21 protein-coding genes are annotated in these 17,560 nt (G+C 62.1%); 5 read left to right on the top strand and 16 right to left on the bottom strand.

All coding sequences use genetic code 11. From position 1 onward, the window contains the following. Positions 1 to 31: 31 nt before the first annotated feature. From ATC00_RS02770 to ATC00_RS02825, 13 genes are all read right to left on the bottom strand, one after another. Positions 32 to 1,147 carry a hypothetical protein gene (locus ATC00_RS02770; RefSeq protein ID WP_412458378.1) on the bottom strand — a complete coding sequence of 372 codons (1,116 nt, stop codon included), beginning with the start codon at positions 1,145 to 1,147 and terminating at the stop codon, positions 32 to 34. Between the two features lie 140 nt (positions 1,148 to 1,287). Next, positions 1,288 to 2,637: a tail fiber domain-containing protein gene (locus ATC00_RS02775; RefSeq protein ID WP_064251910.1), complete on the bottom strand. Its 1,350-nt coding sequence runs from the start codon at positions 2,635 to 2,637 to the stop codon at positions 1,288 to 1,290. 7 nt (positions 2,638 to 2,644) lie between these two features. Next, entirely contained in the window at positions 2,645 to 3,091 is a 447-nt protein-coding gene (locus ATC00_RS02780) for a GNAT family N-acetyltransferase (protein WP_064251911.1), read from the bottom strand. Continuing rightward, positions 3,088 to 4,701, bottom strand: a complete 1,614-nt coding sequence (locus tag ATC00_RS02785) for a hypothetical protein (RefSeq protein ID WP_412458379.1) — start codon at positions 4,699 to 4,701, stop codon at positions 3,088 to 3,090. The genes ATC00_RS02780 and ATC00_RS02785 overlap by 4 nt, the downstream gene beginning before the upstream one ends. Further along, positions 4,698 to 5,300: a hypothetical protein gene (locus ATC00_RS02790; protein ID WP_037386519.1), complete on the bottom strand. Its 603-nt coding sequence runs from the start codon at positions 5,298 to 5,300 to the stop codon at positions 4,698 to 4,700. The genes ATC00_RS02785 and ATC00_RS02790 overlap by 4 nt, the downstream gene beginning before the upstream one ends. Beyond that, positions 5,297 to 5,893, bottom strand: coding sequence for a phage adaptor protein (locus tag ATC00_RS02795; RefSeq protein ID WP_064251912.1), 597 nt, complete (start codon positions 5,891 to 5,893; stop codon positions 5,297 to 5,299). The genes ATC00_RS02790 and ATC00_RS02795 overlap by 4 nt, the downstream gene beginning before the upstream one ends. After that, on the bottom strand, positions 5,890 to 6,213 hold the full coding sequence (locus ATC00_RS02800; protein WP_037386522.1) for a hypothetical protein: 324 nt from the start codon (positions 6,211 to 6,213) through the stop codon (positions 5,890 to 5,892). The genes ATC00_RS02795 and ATC00_RS02800 overlap by 4 nt, the downstream gene beginning before the upstream one ends. Further along, on the bottom strand, positions 6,210 to 6,386 hold the full coding sequence (locus ATC00_RS32855; protein ID WP_162843157.1) for a hypothetical protein: 177 nt from the start codon (positions 6,384 to 6,386) through the stop codon (positions 6,210 to 6,212). The genes ATC00_RS02800 and ATC00_RS32855 overlap by 4 nt, the downstream gene beginning before the upstream one ends. 66 nt (positions 6,387 to 6,452) lie before the next feature. Beyond that, a complete protein-coding gene (locus ATC00_RS02805; protein WP_037386524.1) occupies positions 6,453 to 7,448 on the bottom strand; it encodes a DUF5309 domain-containing protein in 996 nt (331 codons plus the stop codon). A gap of 160 nt (positions 7,449 to 7,608) precedes the next feature. Continuing rightward, entirely contained in the window at positions 7,609 to 8,559 is a 951-nt protein-coding gene (locus ATC00_RS02810) for a hypothetical protein (RefSeq protein ID WP_064251957.1), read from the bottom strand. Between the two features lie 161 nt (positions 8,560 to 8,720). Continuing rightward, positions 8,721 to 8,957, bottom strand: coding sequence for a hypothetical protein (locus tag ATC00_RS02815; RefSeq protein ID WP_037386528.1), 237 nt, complete (start codon positions 8,955 to 8,957; stop codon positions 8,721 to 8,723). A 544-nt stretch (positions 8,958 to 9,501) separates the two neighbouring features. Then, a complete protein-coding gene (locus tag ATC00_RS31895; RefSeq protein ID WP_064251913.1) occupies positions 9,502 to 11,556 on the bottom strand; it encodes a portal protein in 2,055 nt (684 codons plus the stop codon). Next, on the bottom strand, positions 11,556 to 12,986 hold the full coding sequence (locus tag ATC00_RS02825) for a terminase large subunit domain-containing protein (protein WP_037386533.1): 1,431 nt from the start codon (positions 12,984 to 12,986) through the stop codon (positions 11,556 to 11,558). Before ATC00_RS02825 ends, ATC00_RS31895 begins: the two co-directional genes overlap by 1 nt. A 159-nt stretch (positions 12,987 to 13,145) precedes the next feature. Here ATC00_RS02825 and ATC00_RS02830 point away from each other — a divergent pair, with 159 nt between their 5' ends. Next, positions 13,146 to 13,487, top strand: coding sequence for a GFA family protein (locus ATC00_RS02830; RefSeq protein WP_064251914.1), 342 nt, complete (start codon positions 13,146 to 13,148; stop codon positions 13,485 to 13,487). 32 nt (positions 13,488 to 13,519) lie between these two features. On the opposite strand, the gene ATC00_RS02835 is transcribed toward ATC00_RS02830, so the two are convergent. Further along, on the bottom strand, positions 13,520 to 13,675 hold the full coding sequence (locus ATC00_RS02835; RefSeq protein WP_037386691.1) for a DUF3309 family protein: 156 nt from the start codon (positions 13,673 to 13,675) through the stop codon (positions 13,520 to 13,522). 345 nt (positions 13,676 to 14,020) lie between these two features. Here ATC00_RS02835 and ATC00_RS02840 point away from each other — a divergent pair, with 345 nt between their 5' ends. Next, positions 14,021 to 14,422 carry a hypothetical protein gene (locus ATC00_RS02840; protein WP_037386536.1) on the top strand — a complete coding sequence of 134 codons (402 nt, stop codon included), beginning with the start codon at positions 14,021 to 14,023 and terminating at the stop codon, positions 14,420 to 14,422. A gap of 70 nt (positions 14,423 to 14,492) precedes the next feature. Here ATC00_RS02840 and ATC00_RS02845 read toward each other — a convergent pair whose 3' ends face one another. After that, positions 14,493 to 14,858 (bottom strand): hypothetical protein, encoded by a 366-nt coding sequence (locus ATC00_RS02845; protein ID WP_037386538.1) that lies wholly within the window; start codon positions 14,856 to 14,858, stop codon positions 14,493 to 14,495. A gap of 176 nt (positions 14,859 to 15,034) precedes the next feature. Here ATC00_RS02845 and ATC00_RS33320 point away from each other — a divergent pair, with 176 nt between their 5' ends. Continuing rightward, on the top strand, positions 15,035 to 15,475 hold the full coding sequence (locus ATC00_RS33320; protein ID WP_037386541.1) for a hypothetical protein: 441 nt from the start codon (positions 15,035 to 15,037) through the stop codon (positions 15,473 to 15,475). A gap of 176 nt (positions 15,476 to 15,651) precedes the next feature. Further along, entirely contained in the window at positions 15,652 to 15,894 is a 243-nt protein-coding gene (locus ATC00_RS31900) for a hypothetical protein (protein ID WP_153045155.1), read from the top strand. Between the two features lie 3 nt (positions 15,895 to 15,897). Here ATC00_RS31900 and ATC00_RS33325 read toward each other — a convergent pair whose 3' ends face one another. After that, entirely contained in the window at positions 15,898 to 16,242 is a 345-nt protein-coding gene (locus tag ATC00_RS33325) for a hypothetical protein (RefSeq protein WP_052035562.1), read from the bottom strand. Positions 16,243 to 17,295: 1,053 nt separating this feature from the next. Here ATC00_RS33325 and ATC00_RS02860 point away from each other — a divergent pair. After that, positions 17,296 to 17,490, top strand: coding sequence for a hypothetical protein (locus tag ATC00_RS02860; protein WP_037386543.1), 195 nt, complete (start codon positions 17,296 to 17,298; stop codon positions 17,488 to 17,490). Positions 17,491 to 17,560 lie beyond the last annotated feature (70 nt).

A 17,560-nucleotide genomic window follows, 5' to 3' on the forward strand; every position in this document is an offset into this window, starting at 1 on the left:
TCTTGTCCTCATCGATCTCCATGAACCGACGTTACCACGCGCGGCACCCAAAATCCCGCGGCACTGCTCGGATGGATACGGCACGTCTCGCTATCACCGCGGCCGAATAGCAACAGATCACGTGCCCCAACGGAAAACTCGTCGTACTGCTGCTGGTCGCCGTGGAAACCTCCGCCGCGACGAACCCCAGCGCATGTGTATGGCTCGTGCCGCTAACGGAGTTCGTCGTCGAATTTGTAATGTCCGACGGCGTCCCGAGCGTCAGCGTGCGGCTTGCGGAAATCGCGCCGCCGCCGGTCAGGCCGCTGCCGGCGATCATCTGTATCGCGTTGCTTGCAGGCGTGTAGCCATAAAGCGCGTTGACATCGCCAGCAGCGAGGTTGCCGGAATGCCAGACCGTGTTATGCGCTGCAACGGAGCTGTCGTAGAATTTCAGCGCATCGGTGCTGTTCACATTCGAAAGGTACAGATAATCGCCGGTCACGTCGTTCGCAACGCGAAGACCGTCGCCATTCGCCGTGCCGTCGCGATGCTGAAAATAGCCCTGGCGCGCGGTCGCCTTCCAGAATCCGACATACGGGTCGCCCGTCGCCGAGCCCACGAGTTTGACCGCTTCGCCATCCGTGGTTACGGCAATCTGTATGAAGTCGACATAGGCGCCATCGAGTCGAGCTGAGGGTACCGTGCCCGCCGTGAGATTCGATGCGTTATTGGCACCGAGCGTTGCCCGCGCCGCGGCAGCGTCCGCATCGTCGAGCACGGTCTGCGCAAAAGCTGATACGCCCAACGTCGTAAGGGCGGCTCCGGCAGTCGCATCGTCCAGAAGTGTGCGCGCAAACGGCGTCAAAGCGGTCGTCGCATAGGCCTCCGCCGCGGTGGTGTAGATCATTTTGTCCGCGCCCGTTACAAGCCCGGCAATCGAGGCGAGCGCTGCGCTCGCAGCCTGCGCGCCGAGAGCTGCACGGGCGGCGCTGGCGCTTGTGGCGCCCGTGCCGCCGGCGGTGATCGGCCGCGCGGCATTGGCGTCGGCCGTCAGATCGTCGATCAGCGCATTATAGGGCACACTCTGGATCGTGGTGTTCGGCACCCCCTTGGTGCCGGCCGGTGGGGAATAGACTCCGCCTGTTCTTGGCAAGATAGCCTCCATGAAGAAGGCCTCCCGACGGGAGGCCGCGAACGATTGGAACTTTGATCTGGCGCACTGGCCGCTGGCCATCTCCGCGCTTTGAACTACGGAGAGTTGAAATTTCGCGTCGGGCCGGATGCGCGTCTTGCCGCGGGTCCGTTTTACCCCGCCCTCTTCCCCGCCGCGAAAAGCCGGCCGTAATCCACCCGGCGCATGCCGTCCGGGCCGCGGCTCACCGCGTCGGGGCGGGTCTTTTCCACCTCCTGCGCCATCACGCCGGTATGCTTCGGCCCGGAGGCGGGTTCGCCCTTGTAGTGGAACTCATAGAGGTTGTGGCCCTTGAGCCTGCCGACCTTCTCGATGTTCTTCTTGGCGCGGCGGTCGGACTTCGGAAGAAAGCCCAGCAGGGAGTCGAGCAAGTTGCCGCCCGCCTGCTGCCGGGCGTTATAGGCAGCCACCTGGTTCTGGTAGTTCTGCTGCACCAGCCCGGCATAGTCGACCGGCTGGATCGACTGCCCCTGCGTCGGCACGAAGTTCGGGCTCGTCACCTGTGCGCCTGAAAGCAGCGCCGAGATCTCGTTGATCGGCTGGTTGCGCTGCGCATATTGCTCGTTGAGATAGTTCGCGCGCGCGGTGTTCTGGGCAGTGATCTGCGCCTGCTGGGCATTGAAGTTCTGATCCTGGAGCGCATTGTTGGCCGCCGTAGCCGATTGGCCGTTCTGGTACATCTGCTGGTTTGCGTTGTTGCCGAAATCGGCATTCTGCAATGCCTGTCCGTAGGCCTGCGCCTGGGCTGCGTTCTCGAAGCTTGCCTTTTGGCTGGCGAGGTTGGCGAGCCGCGTCTGCTCCTGGCCGGCGTTGAGCACGGCGGCGATGCGGGCGTCGTTCGACGTCCGGTTCGCCTCGTCGATCGCCCGGTCATAGGCCTTCGACCCCGGCTGCAGGCCCTGATTGGCAAGCCGCGTCTCCAGCGCCGCGCGGTCGCGCTCGAGCTGTGGATTGAGCCGGGCCATCAGCGCGTTCTCGTATTTCGAAGTATCGAAATCCGTCTCGTAGTTGCGCGTGATGTCGCCGGAATTGCCGATGGAGGTCTGGAGCTTGGGCCCAGCAGCAAACTGCTGGTATTGCGGCAAGCTCAGTTTCGAAGGGTCACCGGCGGCCGGAGCTTTCGATATGTCCATCGGCTTGCCGAGCAGATCGTTCAACCGGCTCGATTGCGATGTGGCGAGCGTCGCTAAGTTGAGGCTCGCCACATCGTTCTGATCCTTGATCTTCTGCTGCATCTCCGAAAGCTTCTGCGTCGCCGTTGCCACGGGCAGATCATAGACGTTGCCGCTCAGCGGATCGGTCCATTTCTGCGTTGTGTAGCTGTAGCTGAGGCTGCCGTCCGGCGTCACCTGGTTGACATTGCCCATATATCCGTTGGCAACGGCAGTGCCGATATTGGTGGCGGTCTGTGCCGCCGCCGTCACCTTCGGATCCGGAGGAGTGGGAGCTTTTGATTTTCCGATAGCACACCTACCTTCGATTGACGGGATGTGCCCGCCAGTCGTTGTCTGTCAGAGTGAAGATGATTTCCGCCTCCTCACGTCCGCGAAGGCGGGGGATGCGGTAGCTCGTGAACCCGAAGCGGTTGGCGATCGAGACCATGCCGCGGTTCTCCTCCGAGACGCGCAGCACCGCCATCTGGCAGCCGATCTCGTCGAATGGATAGCCGAACATGGCATTCAGCACCGGCCGCGTCAGCCAGCGTTTGCTGATGGCCGCGGCCGAAAGCTCGATAACGCCCGCTTCGGGCGAATAGTTGTGATAGACGACGCCGGCGACGAGCCTGCCCTCCTCGGTCACGCCGAGCGTCGTAAAGTCGGAAAAGCCCCTCTCGCAGCCGTCGATCTGGTCGGCAACAAAAGCGGCGATCGCCTGATTCGTTGCAGGGTCGCCCGCCCCGCCCCAGATGATGTTCAAGCGCTCGCCTCCCCCGCTGCCACTTGCAGCGTCGCGAGGTCCACTTCGATGTCGAGTGTCACCGCGCCGCCTGAGGTGATCACGCAACCGACGGCCAGCATGTCGCCGCTCGCCCGCACATTCTGGCGAAAATCGTAGCGCAGCGCCTCCGACACGCCGTCCCAGCGCGCCACATCCCAGAGGCCGACATCCCATTCCGGCGAACCCGCATCCCCCTCCGTCACCCGGGCGAAGGGCGGCACCCTCCGGTCGAAGTCGGCGCGGGCGAAGAGCTGCACCTTTGGCTTCGTCTTGGCGCGGAAATACATATGCGCCATCGTCGCCGCCGTCCGCTGACCGAACTGTCCGACCGGCGCGAACTGCGAGAGATAGGTGGCCGCGAAGGTCAGCCCGTCGTCGGTGCCGCCGGTGTCGCCCTGCCAGCAATAGCCCTCGCGCGAGCCGAAGAAGAGCCCGCCCTGCAGCGTCTCGAAGCAGTTGGCCCGCCAGTTGCTGATCGTCGCCCAGCGCCCGCTGAGCACATTCAGGACAAAGGTCTTGTCGCTGACGACGCTGTTGTCGGGAAAGGCGACGAAGACCAGGTTCTGTTCGGCCCATGGTTTCAGTGTCCAGCCGGAGCCGGTGGCGTTTGCCGCCTGCCGCCAGTCGTCCTCGATCGGTCGCGAGACCGAGACCTGGGTCAGTGCCTGCCGGTCTCGCTGAAACACCTGCGAGATCGGCGTCAGCCCATCCGAGGTCGCGACCAGCACGTCGCCGCCGACGCGGATCCAGGCATTCTTCCCGAGCGGCTTGCCGATCTGATAGACACCCTTCAACGCGAAATCGCTGGCACTCGAAGGATCGGTGCCGGCATAGACGGCGATCTCCCCCTCCGTCGAAACGAAGACGCAGAGATCGGAGAGACCGTCGCCGCTTTCGAGCGACCAGGAAAAGCCGGTGATGAGCGACCCGCCTTTCTTCATCACCCCGCCGAGCGGGAACACCGCGGCCGCGCCGCCCAGGGCGTTCACGGGCAGATAATAGGCATCGAGTGTCGCATTCTTCAGGAAAAATTCGCGGTTCTTGAACAGCCAGCCGTAGTTGAGCTGCGCCATGGTCGTGCTGTCGGAAAAGGTGATCGTCGGCGTCATCGTCCATGCGCTACCGTCAAAGATGCGTCGCGTGTCGGCGCCGTTCAGGCAGACGAGAAAGGAACCGCCGGCGGTGGTGTGTTGGAACGCGCACCATTCGCCGCCGTTGAGCCCGCTGACTGCTGCCGCCGCCGTCGCCGGTGGGGCCGCCGGCGCGGTCATGTTGTAGATCGCGCCTGCCGTCGCCATGAACAGCTTTTCGTTGCTGCCGAACTTGTATTTGAAGGCGCTGCGGATGCCGCCGCCATCCGCAGCAAGCCCGACTTTTCGTGAGCCGCCGCGGATTCTGCAGCCGGCAAGCGTTGGCAGGAAGTTCGTTAGCACGGTCGCCGAGCCGGGTGTTTGCGAGGCCATGTCGGCGGTCGTCACCAGCCCCTCCTTCGGAGCCGGGAAGGTGACCGATCGCGAGGTCTGCGGCCGGCCGATGCTCGCCTGCCCGCGGTTGGTCTGCGGGAGGCGGCCAGGGCGAAGTGTCATCATGAGACCCCCCTGTCCGCATTGATCTCCTGCAGGAGATCCGCCTCGAATTCGGCGAGATTGTCTTCGTACGGCAGACCCTTTTGCCGCTTCCAGCGCCAGATCAGGCCCTTCTTCAGCAGCCGCTCGGGAAAGAGCGTCGTGTCGTCGTCGGCGCGGAACGCGTCGCGCTCCTCGTAAGGATCGCCGAGCACCCAATTTTTCGAGACGTATTCGATCGTCGCACCGGCGGCGAAAGCGGCCGGCGAAAAAAGCATCTCCCTGCCGCGGAGGTGGCAGTAGGGCTCTGCCGAGGCGATGCCGACGATCACCGCCCATTGCGCGCCGTTGGCGATAGGTCGGAAGAAGTGGCCGTCAGCCGCCCGCACCGCCCCGCCGGGCGCCAGCCGCTGATAGTCGGAAGGCAGGAGCTCCGGCGAAGCGGAGACGGCATGCGTCGTCAGCATCCTCTTCCAGTCGGCGCGCCGCGCAATCTCCGCGCCCGCCTCCTCGGCCAGCGCCACCATCGTCTGCGCATTCGGATCGTTCGTGCCGTAAACGCTGTCGAAGCGGTCGAGCGAAACGATGTCCGCGACCTCGTTGATCACGGTCACAAGCGTCATGGCGTCAGCCCCCCAATGACGATTGCAGCATTACCGAAGCGCAGCCGCTCGTCGGCAAGCCCGAGCCCGGCTATCGCCTGTCGCTTCAGCGCCTCGGCCGCACCCGCCTTGGCTGCGTCCCGCTCCCAGATGGCTATCTCCTCGACGAGCGCGTAGAGATAGACGTCGGGCGCCCTTTCGATCAGCCAGTTGCCTGGCGCTCCGGCCGTCAGCGGCGGGATTTTCGCGTAATAGGTCAGGTGGATGTTCTCGCCGCGCTTCGGCCGCACCTGGATGGCGCTGCCGACGATCGCGTAGCCGATCGGAGCACCTTCGGAGGTCACGTGATTGCTGAGTTCCTGCAGCGGCAGCGCCCGAAGCGCCCGGCCGCTGGCGGCAAGCACCTGCCGCGCCTCCAGGAAATCCGCCGGCAAGCTGCCTTCGCCTTCCGTCAGCGGCACCGCCACCGTCTCCTCCATGTCGGCAACGCGCATCACGCGGTTGAGCTTGAGTTCGGCAAGCGCGAGAAAGCGTGGAAAAAGATGCGCGACGTCGTCCCGGCCGGAGCAGTCGCCTGCATCGGCGAGGAGCGACGCATAATCGAATAGGGTCATAGATGTCCCTCGAAGCTGCGCCAGGCGCGGTTGTCGCCGTCGTTCAGCCACCGCTTCACATAGCGGTCGTCGCCTTCGGAATGCGCCCTGATCAGGCTTTTGGAATGCGCCAGGTTGAGCGGGACCGAGGCGACCTTGGTCCAGTCGCCGAAGGCGTTGCCGGCAGTTGCATGGCGGGTGAAGGCGTTCTGGCGGACGAGGTTTTCGACCGGATAGTCCGTCCGCCAATGGGTCCTGTTGCCGTCCTCCATCACCCAGACGGAGCGGCCGGTCTGAAAATCATAGTCGTAGAGCTTCCAGTCGCCGTCGCGCACAATCATCCTTCGTCACCTGGAAGAGGATCGTTGCGTTCGGCTTTGCCCTGTGCAATCAAGATCTTGGCCGCCTTGACCGGCAAATCGAGTACGGTGCCGGCTGGAATCCGTTCCTCGTCAATCGCCCAGATATCATAGAGAAGTTTAACGGGTACCGTGGTGGTCTTTGTGTCTGCCATTCATCTCTCCCGAAAACAGGGACCGACGCGCAGTCGGTGCGCTTGAGCCGAAACTTGGAACCCGGGCTAGCTGGCGGAGCTCAGTCCGAAGAGGTCGGCGGCAACGCCAAGGCCCCTCTCGTTGTGTACCTTCAGCGTGCCCTCGCCGATGATGACGCCCTTGTCGGCATCGCCGGTTTTGGCAACGTCGCGGTCCTCCTGGATCTGGCGCAGCCACAGGAAGGAGAGCATGCCGGTGTCGATGAAGAAGGCGTTGCGGGCGACCCCGCCGTTCACCGCCTGGACCCGGTTCGGGTGGATCATCACCGTGCCGAACGGGCCTTCGTAATAGTCCGCCGTCGCGACGATGGTGTTGCGCTCGCCGCCCTGCGACACGGCATAGCGGAAAGGGGCGACGTTGCTGTCGGACATGAAGGTGACGAAGACGGATTTGACATAGGGAGAGACAGAGAGGTGACGGAAGTTGGCACCGTTCTGGTAGCCCTGCTGCATCACGGAATCGAGGATCGCCTTGGTGAAGGGACGCTGCGTGCCGTCGGTCGGCGCCACGGTCAGACCGGTACCGACGTTGAAGCCGCCATTGGCGCCGCCGGCGCCCCTGGAAGCGTTGCTGACGATCCAGGTGCTGAGCGATCCGAATTCACGCGTACTGCCGGCCACCGTTGCGTTCGTGTCCACGATCGCAAACTCCACGTCCTTCCGAATTTCGAAACCCTTCTTCAGCTTCTGGTACTTGCGCTTCTGCACGTTGCCGGCCTCCGCCGTCACCTCCTGCGTCGCGGAGATGATCCAGTCCTTGCGCATGATCTGGGTATAGTTGCCGAGCCTTGTCGGCGGGGTGATTGCGCCGAAGGCGTATTCCTCGCCTTCCTCGCGGATGTTGGCGCCGGGTGCCGCCAGCTCGTCCGTTTCCCATTCCGGGTGATAGGTGGTGCATTTGCCCTTTTCGATCAGCGAATAGATCGGCGTGTCTTCCGGCGTGATGCGCGACACCACATCGGAAAGCTCCTCGCGATTGCCGACGGCCTGCGTCGTCTGGAATGTATTGGTTAGAACTGCCATTTTCCTGATCCTTCTATGATGATGAGAGGCACCGGCCGCTCGGCCGACGAGGCGCGGAAGCCGATGATTTTTGATGGCTTGCCTTTGCCGAGGGTAGCCGTTCTCGCACCCGCTACCCTCCGTCACGCAAGGGGCGCTGTCCGCCCAGATCTTCCTGTCGCTATTCGAAATCGACCGCCATCGCGTCGCGGATCGACCCGCTTCTCGCGAGCCGCTGCATTGCCTCGCGACTTTCACGCTGCTGGCGCTGTGCTTGGTTCCTCGCCTTCATCCGCGGCGCCGTGGCCGGTGCCACGGCCACCTTCTGCAAGGCCTTTGCCCTCGCTCGTTCAGCAAGAAGCCCGAGCCTGGCATAATGCGCGAGCTTGAAGAGCCGGTGGTCGACGACCTCGCGAACCTCCTCGTCGGAAAAGCCGAGCTCCCTCGCCGCCTCGAAAGCGTCTGCGAAGAAGGCTTGCCGCCCTTCAGCCTGTCCGGTCTGCGGAAAGGCCTCGAGGAGCTTGGCGTTCTCTGCCTCCAGCCTATCTTCACTCGCTGCGGCCTGAAGCTCCGCCGCAACGGCCGCCGGTCCTTCGCCAAGCGCCATTACCCGCGCAAGCTGCTCCACCCCTGCCTGGTGTAGCGCCCACTGTCGGTGATAGGCCTCCGGATCGTGGAATCTCAACTCCTCCGGCGGCTCCTGGGGGATCTGGGCTGCGATCAGTTTCGCAAGCGTGTTGGCCGTAGCCGCGACCCCGCTGCTCATGCTTTCGAGCATCCGCTCGCGGTTGGCGAAACCCTGAGTCTTGTGCCGATAGTCGCGGTTCCGCATGTAGCCGAGCTTCAGTTCCTCGAGCGGAACTTCTTCCCCGCCCTCGAGCGAGACAATGTTCTCGGCTTCATCGGTTGCATCCTCCTCGTCAGCAAGGATTGGCTCATCGCCTTCCCCGGCAGGATCATCCGGCTCGTGAACGTCGTCTATGGTGTCGCGGTCCCGGCCTTCTTCGTCCTCATCTGGCAGTTTGGCCTCGTGCGGCTCCCGGAAGTCGAGCTTGTCGAAGCTTGCGGGCTCACGCGAGCCGACAACGGATTTGCTCCCGCCGAAAGGCGGGTTGCCACTATCATTCATCATGGAAAGACCTCTTGAGAGAATTTTGGCGCGGAGGTGCTGCTTCTCGCCTTCCCACACCGAGAAATTCGAGAAGTTTCAGAATGCTGCACCGATTTTATGAATCAGTTTGGCAATAAGGCGCTTGAGGGCGGCAGGCCTGCCGTCCTCAATGTACGCTCGCTTCACACCGGCGCGCTCGTGCCTTCGGTCTTGGCTTGCTCCGTCAGGAACTTCAGCTTTGCGCAAAAGTTGCGAACCGCCCGCGCTTCGGCCGCGAAGGCGGCCCGCGCCTCGTGATCCGTGAGTTTCGCGTTGATACAGCCGTTGATGGCCGCCGCCTCCAACTCATGCATCAATCGCTCGAACAGTGGATTGTCGAGAAGCGCCCGCGCCGCCGCCTGTTTTTCCTCTGGCTTCATCTCAGTGCCCTTTCTTGCGAGCCGACCGACCAACCGAGCAGGGCACACGGCAGGATTGCTTCTTGTCTTGAGTTTTTGCCGACGGCTCGGGAGGGGTCGTGCAGTCACCCTCGGCTGCGCGGGGATGCGAGCCGGATAGAAGCGTCGTCGATTTGTCGAAGATGAGTGCGTCCGCCCCGAAGACGACCAGCCGTCTCCGGACCGCTATTGGTCACCCTCGGGGGAAAGCTGCGTTCCTAGCGTCGTAACGCCTACATCCGGCGTGCCGTCGGTTGCCCAACAGGAGCATGGCTCACCGGCGGAACCGGTGCCATAGGGGCAGACTTGGGCCGGTGTCGAGCATTGTCGGGGACTCGGCTTGCCCGCCGTTTTGGTTGCCAGCGCTTGGGCCTTGACCGATGCACGTGCGGGCACCGCGGTCACAGTCGATTCGCTGCAAGATGCAAGAATGAAAGGGAGCGTTGCAAAGAACAAGCAAAGGTAGCGAACGTTTTTCATGCAGTAGGCATATTCTGAGGCGTAGCGGGTTTCAACCCCCCAACTTTCATCCTGTTCGTCCTCCGATATGGACCGACGTTACCGGCTCGCCGCTCACTGCCTCCGCCAGGCTCTGCTGGCGCTTTAGGTTCAGCTCGGCGTCGATCTGGTAGCGCTTCAGGGCGCCGTTCTGGCGGAGTTCGGCAAGCTTCAGCTCGCGCTCGATCTCCAGCTTCCGCGAGTTGTTTTCGGCTGAAAGCCGCGCCTTCTCGGCGTCTGCCTGCTGCCGCATTTCAAGCTTCTGCATTTCCGGGTTCGGCTGGTTGGCGCTCGCCTGCATCCGCCGCTGGATCTCCTCCGGCGAGGGCTTCGAAAAATAGAGGTCGGGCGATTTCAGCCCCGCGGCCTCCACCGATTTGGCGATGCCGTTATAAAGGTTGTCCGGCGAGACATAGGGGTTGTCTGGCCCGAGCGTCATCAGCAGCTTTTCCTGCAACTGCTGGACCATCTGCACCATCATCATGTCGCGCTCGCGGGTGCCGGCGCCGAGCCCGGTATTCACCGTCGCGTCCATCCCGGCATTCCAGTGGCGCGGGTCGAAGCTCACCCATTGGCCGCGCAGCCTCACCATGCGCGGCCGATCCTGGTGCTTGATGACGAGCCGAAGCAATCCCTTGAAGACGCGCCTCAGCCCGTGCGCGAAGGTGCGCACCATCAGTTCCGTCTGGCCGATCCCCGCCTGCTCGATCAGCGCCGTCGCCCGCGCCGTCATGTTCGTGAGCGCGTCCGGCGCAAGTCCGCTCGAAGCGTCCGAAATGCCGGTGCGGTCGGTCGCCTCCTGGTCGAGATAGGAGAGCATGGCGAAGGATTCCTTCGCAACGAAGGGCACCATGGTGTAGCCGACTGCGGCGCGCGCATCGATGCCCTGGCTGACGCGGATCGGCTGGCCGAATTTCGGGTTGAGCACGCTTTCCGGATTGGCGATCGCGCCCTCCTGGACGATCGGCTGCTGGTTGTTCTGCCAGTAGAGATTGTCGAGCGTCTGGCGCATCAGCACGGTCTTCACGCGCTGGATTTCCGCCAGATCGTCGGTCACCGAGCTTCCCTCGCGCTGGTGCGGCCGGCGCTCGACGATCAGATCGGCGAAGGGCACCTCGTCCCACTCGTCATTGGAGATGAGGTTCCCCTCGCCCGTGCCGCCGGCAAGGACGATGCGGCGAAGCTCCGCGACCCCGTCATCGTCGGCATCCACCTTCACGTAGAGCTCGTAATAGTCCACCTCCTCGAGCGCCTTCGGCACCGCGTCCTTAGCCTCGAAGGCCTGGCGCCGGCGGGTGAATTCCTCGAGGTCGCGGCCGCCGTCGCCGGTCGAAGCCGGCAGGCTCTCGATGAGATCCCGGTCGTGTCCCATCGCAATCAGGTCCGTGCGGCGCATGCGCGTGGCAATGCCGGTGATCGGGCTGTCCTCGATCGAGATCGCATCCGGATGGATCAGGAACTCTTCCAGGGGCACCGCAGCGAGGCGCGGCATCCCGCGCTCGATCTGCCGCTTGATCTTCACGGTATAAAGCGGCTGTTCGACCACGCCCTGCAGCGTTTCGATCTGCTCCAGCGTCTGCGACTGCTCGAGCACCTCCACTGCGTCGTCGCCAACAAGCTGGATCAGCGCCGCCTCGTCGAGCCCCGTATGGGTCGAGACCTGAACCGTGGTCTCCTTCTCGTACCACCAGCGGATCACGCCGTTCCGGAGCTTCAGCGCGTCATGCGCCGCGTCCTGTACGGCGTCGTAGCCATTGCTTTCGGGAAAGACGACATAGTTGATGTAGTCGGTCGCCTGTTCTGCCGCCGCCTCGTCGTCCTCGTTGACGGGGGCGTATTCCACCACCTTGTCGTTGCCGAGGATGGTGCGGATCAGCGAGGGGAGCACCTTCTTGATCGCCGCGCGCACGTCGCGCGAGACGACTTTGGAGCGGTTGGCGTCGGCCGGCACGTCCTTCATCGTGCCGTCGTAATATTCCATCGCCTTGATGCGATCGATCGCAAGCTCGTCGCGATAGTTTTCGCAGTCCTTGACGAGCTCGCTCACAAGGGCGCACAGGCGTTCATCGGTCATCGCGGCCATCAGAGAACCTTTCGGGCGGTGAAATTCCAGTTTGCGTTGCCGTTGTTCGCTCTCGCATAGCGCTTCATCATCAGCGCGTAGCGCGAGGCGGAGATCAGGTCGTCGCGCTCCTTGACGATCCTGCCGTTCTTGCGGTGGTAGAGGCGGAATTCCTCGAACCATTCCGTACAGGTGGAGAACACCTTCCATCGCCCGGTCTGCATCCTTTGCAGCATGTCGGAAAGCCCGGCCTCGACACCGTTGGTGCCGTCGTCGAAGGTCGCCCGCTCGGAAAGCAGCGCCAGTCCCTGCGCGCGATATTGGGCGGCAAGCTGCTCGCCGCTGCCCTTGTCGTGCTGCAGCCCGTCATGCGGCCAGGCGAAAGGCAGCCAGGCTCCCCAGGGCTTCAGCGCCGCCGCATGGATGATCGGCGTCGCCTCCCGCTCTCGATAAAGCTTCGTCACGAAGAACACGTCGGCGTCGCGGTCCCAGGCGCAGCCGGCGGCCGCAAAGGGATGGTCCCAGCCGAAGTCGATGCCGCCGATCTGCACCCAATGTTTCGGCACATCGAAGGGCTCGACGCTGATCGCCTCCTCCGTCACGGGAAAGATGCGGCCGGAGCCGAGAGCCGGTACCCCCTTGGTGCGCGCTTCGCGCTCATGGGCGGGATAGCTGTCGATGATCCTCTGGCGTTCTTCGGCCGTATAGTGCTCGGCCTCATCGATCGTCATGGTGATCACTTGGCGATCCGGCGACTTTTCCATGAGGTATCGCGCCACGACGCCGCTCAGGCCCTTGAGCGGCGTGAAGGTTACGGCAACCGAGCCGCGCGTCGCATTGGTGCGGGTGATGCCCTCGAAATAGACGTCCTCCGGCGGCTCCTCGTCGAACCAGACATAGTCCACCGTGTTCGCCTGCCACTTGCCGCGCCCCTGCTCATAGGCCTTGAAAAGCAGCGTCGAGACGCCGCCTGAGACATGCCTGACCGTCACGCTGTCGAGTGCCCCGGACGCGCCGGAGCGCCGGGTTGTCGCATGGATCGCCGCCTTCGGAATGAAGCCGGTGCCCCAGTCCTCCTCGGTCAACGGCGGCCCGACGAGCAGCCGCTGTACTCCGTCGCGCGTCAGCTCGTAGGATTCCGAACCGGCGAGCATGACGATCGGCTTTTCGAAGCGCCTCCCCTGCCACCACTCCGGGTAACGCCCGGTCAGGTGCATCGCCGCTTCGGCCGCTCCCGCCAGCGTCTTGCCGAGCTGGTTGCCCGCCATGAACAGCCGCTCGCGATAGCTGGCTCCCGCCGAATGAAAGTCCCGCTGCTTGGCGTAGGGACGGTACCGCGCCAGAATGTCTGTCCTTCGACGCCGGTCGAGCTCCGCCATCAGCATGGCCTGCTCTTTCAACATCGCCGAAATCTCGGGCGCGCCCACGGCGGATGTGCTGGAGGGTGTCATCCGTGGCGATGCCCTGTCTGGATAGAGGTCCGCGCGCGCGTCGTTCGTCAGCAGAGGAATGTCGGCCGAGGTGTCGCCGCTGGACTGCGGTCGGATAAGGTCGATAATGCCTCAGTCGACGACTGCCCGCTCACGGGGCGCCGATGGGGAGACTCGAAAATGATCGAAGGCCATTGCCATTGCAGGTCGGTTCGCATCACCGTGCCGGTCCGCCCTGAAACGCTCGGTGATTGCAATTGCTCGCTCTGCAGCAGGCTTGGCGGGCTCTGGGGCTACTACGCCCCGAGCGACGTTACGGTCAGCGATGAGGAGAAGCGCCTCGTCGGCTATGTTCAGGGCGACAAGACGCTTACCATGTTCCATTGCAGCATCTGCGGCTGCATCACCCACTGGTCGCCGATCGGTCGCAACGCGACGAAGGTGGGCGTGAACCTGCGGATGTTCGATCGCTCGGTCTGGGAAGATATCCCGCACCGCCTTATCGACGGCGCGGCCTGGTGAAAGCCGGCGGGCCCGATCGGACCCGCCGCACATCATATCCTGCCCATCAGCAACAGGATCAGGAGTATGACGACCACCACTCCGAGCAGCCCGGAAGGGCCATAGCCCCAATTGGCCGAATAGGGCCAGGCAGGAATGGCGCCGATCAGGAGCAGGATCAGAATAATAAGAAGGACAGTTCCAAGCATCTCGCGATCCTCCGCTGCACGATTGGCCGCTTTGGCGACAATTTCACGCAGCATTCCAAGTTACTGCAGCGATTTTATCGCGTCCGGAAAGAGGACGGCGCGCTGCAACCAGTGTTTCACACTTACCGAATGCCGAAGGGTCTCTGTTAGTTCCGTCCCGGAAAGCCCGCACCTTGATGAAAGAGCGGCACAGTCGGTCAGCATCAAACGGGTCCATCTGCGTCACATCGGCCGAATTGTACCGTCGGGAACAGCCGAGAGGCTGAAAAGGCGCTCCTATCGGCTCATTCTCAGCATTTTGAGATGATGCTAATATTCTCTTGACAACACGGGGGAGGAATCCAAATGCCACCTATTGCAAATCTTTATTTCAGGACCGCCATTGTCTTCTTGATCTTGGGCATCTCGATCGGGCTCCATATGTCGATCTCGGGCAATCACGCCGCCACTGGCGCACACGCGCATGCCAACTTGCTTGGCTGGGTAACGATGGCGATTTTCGGCGGCTATCACGCCCTCAATCCGCAGAAGGCGGCAAGACGTCTGGCGACGATCCAATACGCCGTCTACACCTTCGGCGTGGCCGTCTTGATCCCGTCGCTCTATCTGTTGCTCTCCGGCAATAGCGCGATGGAGCCGATCGTCGCCGTCTCGTCGCTCATCGCCTTCGCCGGGGTGCTCCTGTTCGCCGTGATCATCTTTTCGAGCAACGAGCCTGTCGCGGCTGCAGCATCTCCAGCACGCTGATCAGTGCTCCACGACGGATAATGGCGCCGCACCCAGCGGCGCCTAGTCGCTGCCTCTCAGGCAGTGGCGATCAGGGCTTGGAGGTCGGCTTTCGCCGGGCGCGCGCCTTCTTTGCGAGCAGCGGCCGTATGACCGTATCCAGCGCGCGAATTCGCTCGATAAGCTGCTCGTTCGAAAGCTCGTCCATGGCATTCGTGGTTGCGCTCAGATCCTTGGGCGTGATCGTAGCAACAAGCTTCAAGTAAGTCTCCGGCTTCTCCTCCCGAATGCGAGCGATAACACCGGCGCCGTGCGCTGCGAAGTCCGCCTGTACTGCATCCAGGAACGTACCGCCAAGCCGACCGCGTCCGCCAGAAGGCTGTTTCGGAGCAAGTCCCTCCGCGCCCGCGAAATCGTCAGCAGTGTCTGTAGCCGCCTGCGCTTCATGACCCACCATCGCGGCCTCCGTTTGTCTTTGACATCCTCTCCGCAGTGAAAAAACGCCGACGTCGCCGGTGCGTGTAATTCAGCAGACCGCTACCCATAATTGCGCCAGAATCCCGACTCAAATTGAATGGCAAGTGGCTCGCACGCTTCTCTTTAATCGAACCCTTTGGACGTCGACCGGCAAACATGCGTCAAATCTTTGCAGCCGCTATCCTCATCGCCGCCTCGACCGCCTGCGCCTTCGCGGGTCAATCCGGCAAACCACGCTATTTCGTGAAAGCTTGGCTGCAAAAAGCAAATAGAAGCTTCGTGCATACGACCAGTTGGTGCGATGCCAGATATCGCTGTTACGTTCCAATCGCCGAGCACATGATCGAGTTGCGTGACCTGTCGGATCCCAGCTATTCGCTCAGCTTTCGCTCCGATCCCCCGAAGGATAGGCCCTGCTGCGTGTTCCGCAATGGCTTCTCCGACCTGCGTCTCGAGAGAGGGTACCCCCGCGTTGCCCCCCTTTTCTACAGACCCGAGATATGGAACTGCAAAGGCGTAACGCCATTTGGTAAGTTAGTCATCGTGGTTGAAGACCTATACAAACCAAGCCCCGTATACAGGAAGCCGTCGCTGTAAGCGTTTTGGGAGGAAATCAATCACATGCTGCGCGCTCTTGTCTTTCTCTTGCTCAACGCCCTTTCGACCGCCTCCGCGTTCGCGACTGGCCAAACCGGCGATCCCCGCTACCTCGTCAAAGCCTGGATTCAGAGATTTGACAAAAGTGCGGCAGCGACGACCTTTGCACCCTCCAAGTGGGCGAGCACAAGGTTCAACTGAAATTTTTCCTGACGGGAGACAGCTACCGCCTCAGCGTCAGTGCCGAACCAGGAGATCCGGCCCGTTGCTGCGTCTTCGCCGACGGCATGGAAGAAGCATTCGTCAGTACCGGAAATCCTCATAAAGAGGTCCTCTACTACCGGCTACCGGCCGAGTTGGCCGACAAGGGCCATGTCGAGTTCGGTACCATTTACATCGCATTGGAAGATTTGCGATGAGGCCTATCGTTCAATCCAGCTGGAAAGAGCCTCGCGGAATGAAACGTTGTGCGCGCGCTTCGGATTATTCCAAGGGCCATTGTCTTCATCTTTAAACTGAGGTTCTTTCTTGTAAGGGTCCTCGTAAAAGCTCTTCCGCTCGCGCTCACTAACGTGGTCTTGAGTCGCCTGAATTGAAGAAATTATACTGTTTAGCGCAGAAAATCCGTCGTCATTGGTAACTTTCGGTGCGAGGATTTTCAGCTCGTTTTTCACATCCTCGAGATTCTTCTGCAGCCCGCTCAGGCCCACTCTCGCTCCCGGCGCATAGGCATCCTCATCGCGTGGGTCCTTGGAGAGCCTTCCCAAGGGCTTTCTTGGTCCCTCCGGCAAATAGGCTTCGGGCCATACAAGGCTGCCTGAAGGAGACTTTCCGCATAAGCCCTCGCATCTTCAGGGCTGATATAGGCGGGGTTTGCAGCGGTCAGTCTCCGGCTCGATCTTCTCGGACGGCACACCCTTCCCCACGTGTCCATTCCAGTCACTCATTGTCTTCTCCTTGCTAGATTGTCGGTGCGCTGCCAAAAAACACGCAGTCTGTCCGGCCGGCGATGCTGCCATAGCTCGTGTCCCGCTCTGGAAGAGCGGGACCAAACGAGCCACGCGTCGTAGTACTTCCGAACCGCCAGGCGGATTCGGAGTCGACGCGGAGGCGCATCGCCGGCCGCATACGGCGCCGCGGCGTCTATAGACGCGCTGACCGCCGTAAGCTGTGGTTGAAGAAACTGCCCAGGGTGTGCACTGCCAGCCATCGCCGGGGCGAACTGCCGATTGTCAACTGCTGGCGACTAAGGATAAAATTCCTATCGTTGATTTATGGAATACTCCGAGAACCCGAAACGCGCAAGCCTCTAGCTCCGGCTTTCCGGGCAATTTTCCGGTTAGCCACAGAATTGTGCAATCAGCCTGCAGAGCCAAACCATGAAGCGCGGCCTGCGCTTGTCCTGCCTTCTCCAGGGTGATGCGGCGCCGATTATCCTCCGCCAATGCTGTTATACAGCTGTATATTACAAACTGCTTGCATAATACATTGGGCTCTGTTTCAATTCTCCAAAGGTTGATGCAAAAGGGCCGGGCCTAGGTCTTTTGAGGAATGCTTCAAACCGCATGACGCTAACGAATACCCGGCTTCGCACCGATTTGCGGACGCTGGGCCGATGCCCGCTCCGGGCGAGCCATACTATCATTTCAATGCTGTCAGCACGCCGCGTGGAAGCTGACAGCGCCTATTTAAGCTGACTGCCAAGATGCGGTGCGAACCGCAGCTATTTCAGAACCGAAACATTTTACCCGCGTCTCGGTCGCGCCGGGAACCAGAAAGGCCCTCAACGCATTGCCTTCGCGGGAGAAGGAGTTGTCCACATGCGCAACCATTGGATTTATGTCGCCATCGGGTTTGTCGCCGGCGCTGCATTGTTTCTCTCGACTGCCTGGCAGCGCACGCCGCCAGTCCAAGAAGTCACCCTGAAGCTTGAAAAAACCAGCCGTCTGCAGGCGCCCACCCTCGAGACCTCTTTCGTCATGGAGCGCTTCGGCCCTGCCACAGCGGTAGAGTAGCGACTCCGCGGCTCCCCCGTCCTAAAGCGCCCTTGCCTTTCCGGTAAGGATGCGCAAGGTACTCGCGCCG

Origin of the sequence: Sinorhizobium americanum (assembly GCF_001651855.1) — a bacterium.
Lineage (GTDB): Bacteria > Pseudomonadota > Alphaproteobacteria > Rhizobiales > Rhizobiaceae > Sinorhizobium > Sinorhizobium americanum.

Bases quoted from the DNA above. Each gene is read 5' to 3' on its own strand.
- ATC00_RS02770 (WP_412458378.1), bottom strand. From the start codon at position 1,147: ATGGAGGCTATCTTGCCAAGAACAGGCGGAGTCTATTCCCCACCGGCC.
- ATC00_RS02785 (WP_412458379.1), bottom strand. From the start codon at position 4,701: ATGATGACACTTCGCCCTGGCCGCCTCCCGCAGACCAACCGCGGGCAG.
- ATC00_RS02790 (WP_037386519.1), bottom strand. From the start codon at position 5,300: ATGACGCTTGTGACCGTGATCAACGAGGTCGCGGACATCGTTTCGCTC.
- ATC00_RS02795 (WP_064251912.1), bottom strand. From the start codon at position 5,893: ATGACCCTATTCGATTATGCGTCGCTCCTCGCCGATGCAGGCGACTGC.
- ATC00_RS02800 (WP_037386522.1), bottom strand. From the start codon at position 6,213: ATGATTGTGCGCGACGGCGACTGGAAGCTCTACGACTATGATTTTCAG.
- ATC00_RS32855 (WP_162843157.1), bottom strand. From the start codon at position 6,386: ATGGCAGACACAAAGACCACCACGGTACCCGTTAAACTTCTCTATGAT.
- ATC00_RS02805 (WP_037386524.1), bottom strand. From the start codon at position 7,448: ATGGCAGTTCTAACCAATACATTCCAGACGACGCAGGCCGTCGGCAAT.
- ATC00_RS02810 (WP_064251957.1), bottom strand. From the start codon at position 8,559: ATGATGAATGATAGTGGCAACCCGCCTTTCGGCGGGAGCAAATCCGTT.
- ATC00_RS02815 (WP_037386528.1), bottom strand. From the start codon at position 8,957: ATGAAGCCAGAGGAAAAACAGGCGGCGGCGCGGGCGCTTCTCGACAAT.
- ATC00_RS31895 (WP_064251913.1), bottom strand. From the start codon at position 11,556: ATGGCCGCGATGACCGATGAACGCCTGTGCGCCCTTGTGAGCGAGCTC.
- ATC00_RS02825 (WP_037386533.1), bottom strand. From the start codon at position 12,986: ATGACACCCTCCAGCACATCCGCCGTGGGCGCGCCCGAGATTTCGGCG.
- ATC00_RS02830 (WP_064251914.1), top strand. From the start codon at position 13,146: ATGATCGAAGGCCATTGCCATTGCAGGTCGGTTCGCATCACCGTGCCG.
- ATC00_RS02835 (WP_037386691.1), bottom strand. From the start codon at position 13,675: ATGCTTGGAACTGTCCTTCTTATTATTCTGATCCTGCTCCTGATCGGC.
- ATC00_RS02840 (WP_037386536.1), top strand. From the start codon at position 14,021: ATGCCACCTATTGCAAATCTTTATTTCAGGACCGCCATTGTCTTCTTG.
- ATC00_RS02845 (WP_037386538.1), bottom strand. From the start codon at position 14,858: ATGGTGGGTCATGAAGCGCAGGCGGCTACAGACACTGCTGACGATTTC.
- ATC00_RS33320 (WP_037386541.1), top strand. From the start codon at position 15,035: ATGCGTCAAATCTTTGCAGCCGCTATCCTCATCGCCGCCTCGACCGCC.
- ATC00_RS02860 (WP_037386543.1), top strand. From the start codon at position 17,296: ATGCGCAACCATTGGATTTATGTCGCCATCGGGTTTGTCGCCGGCGCT.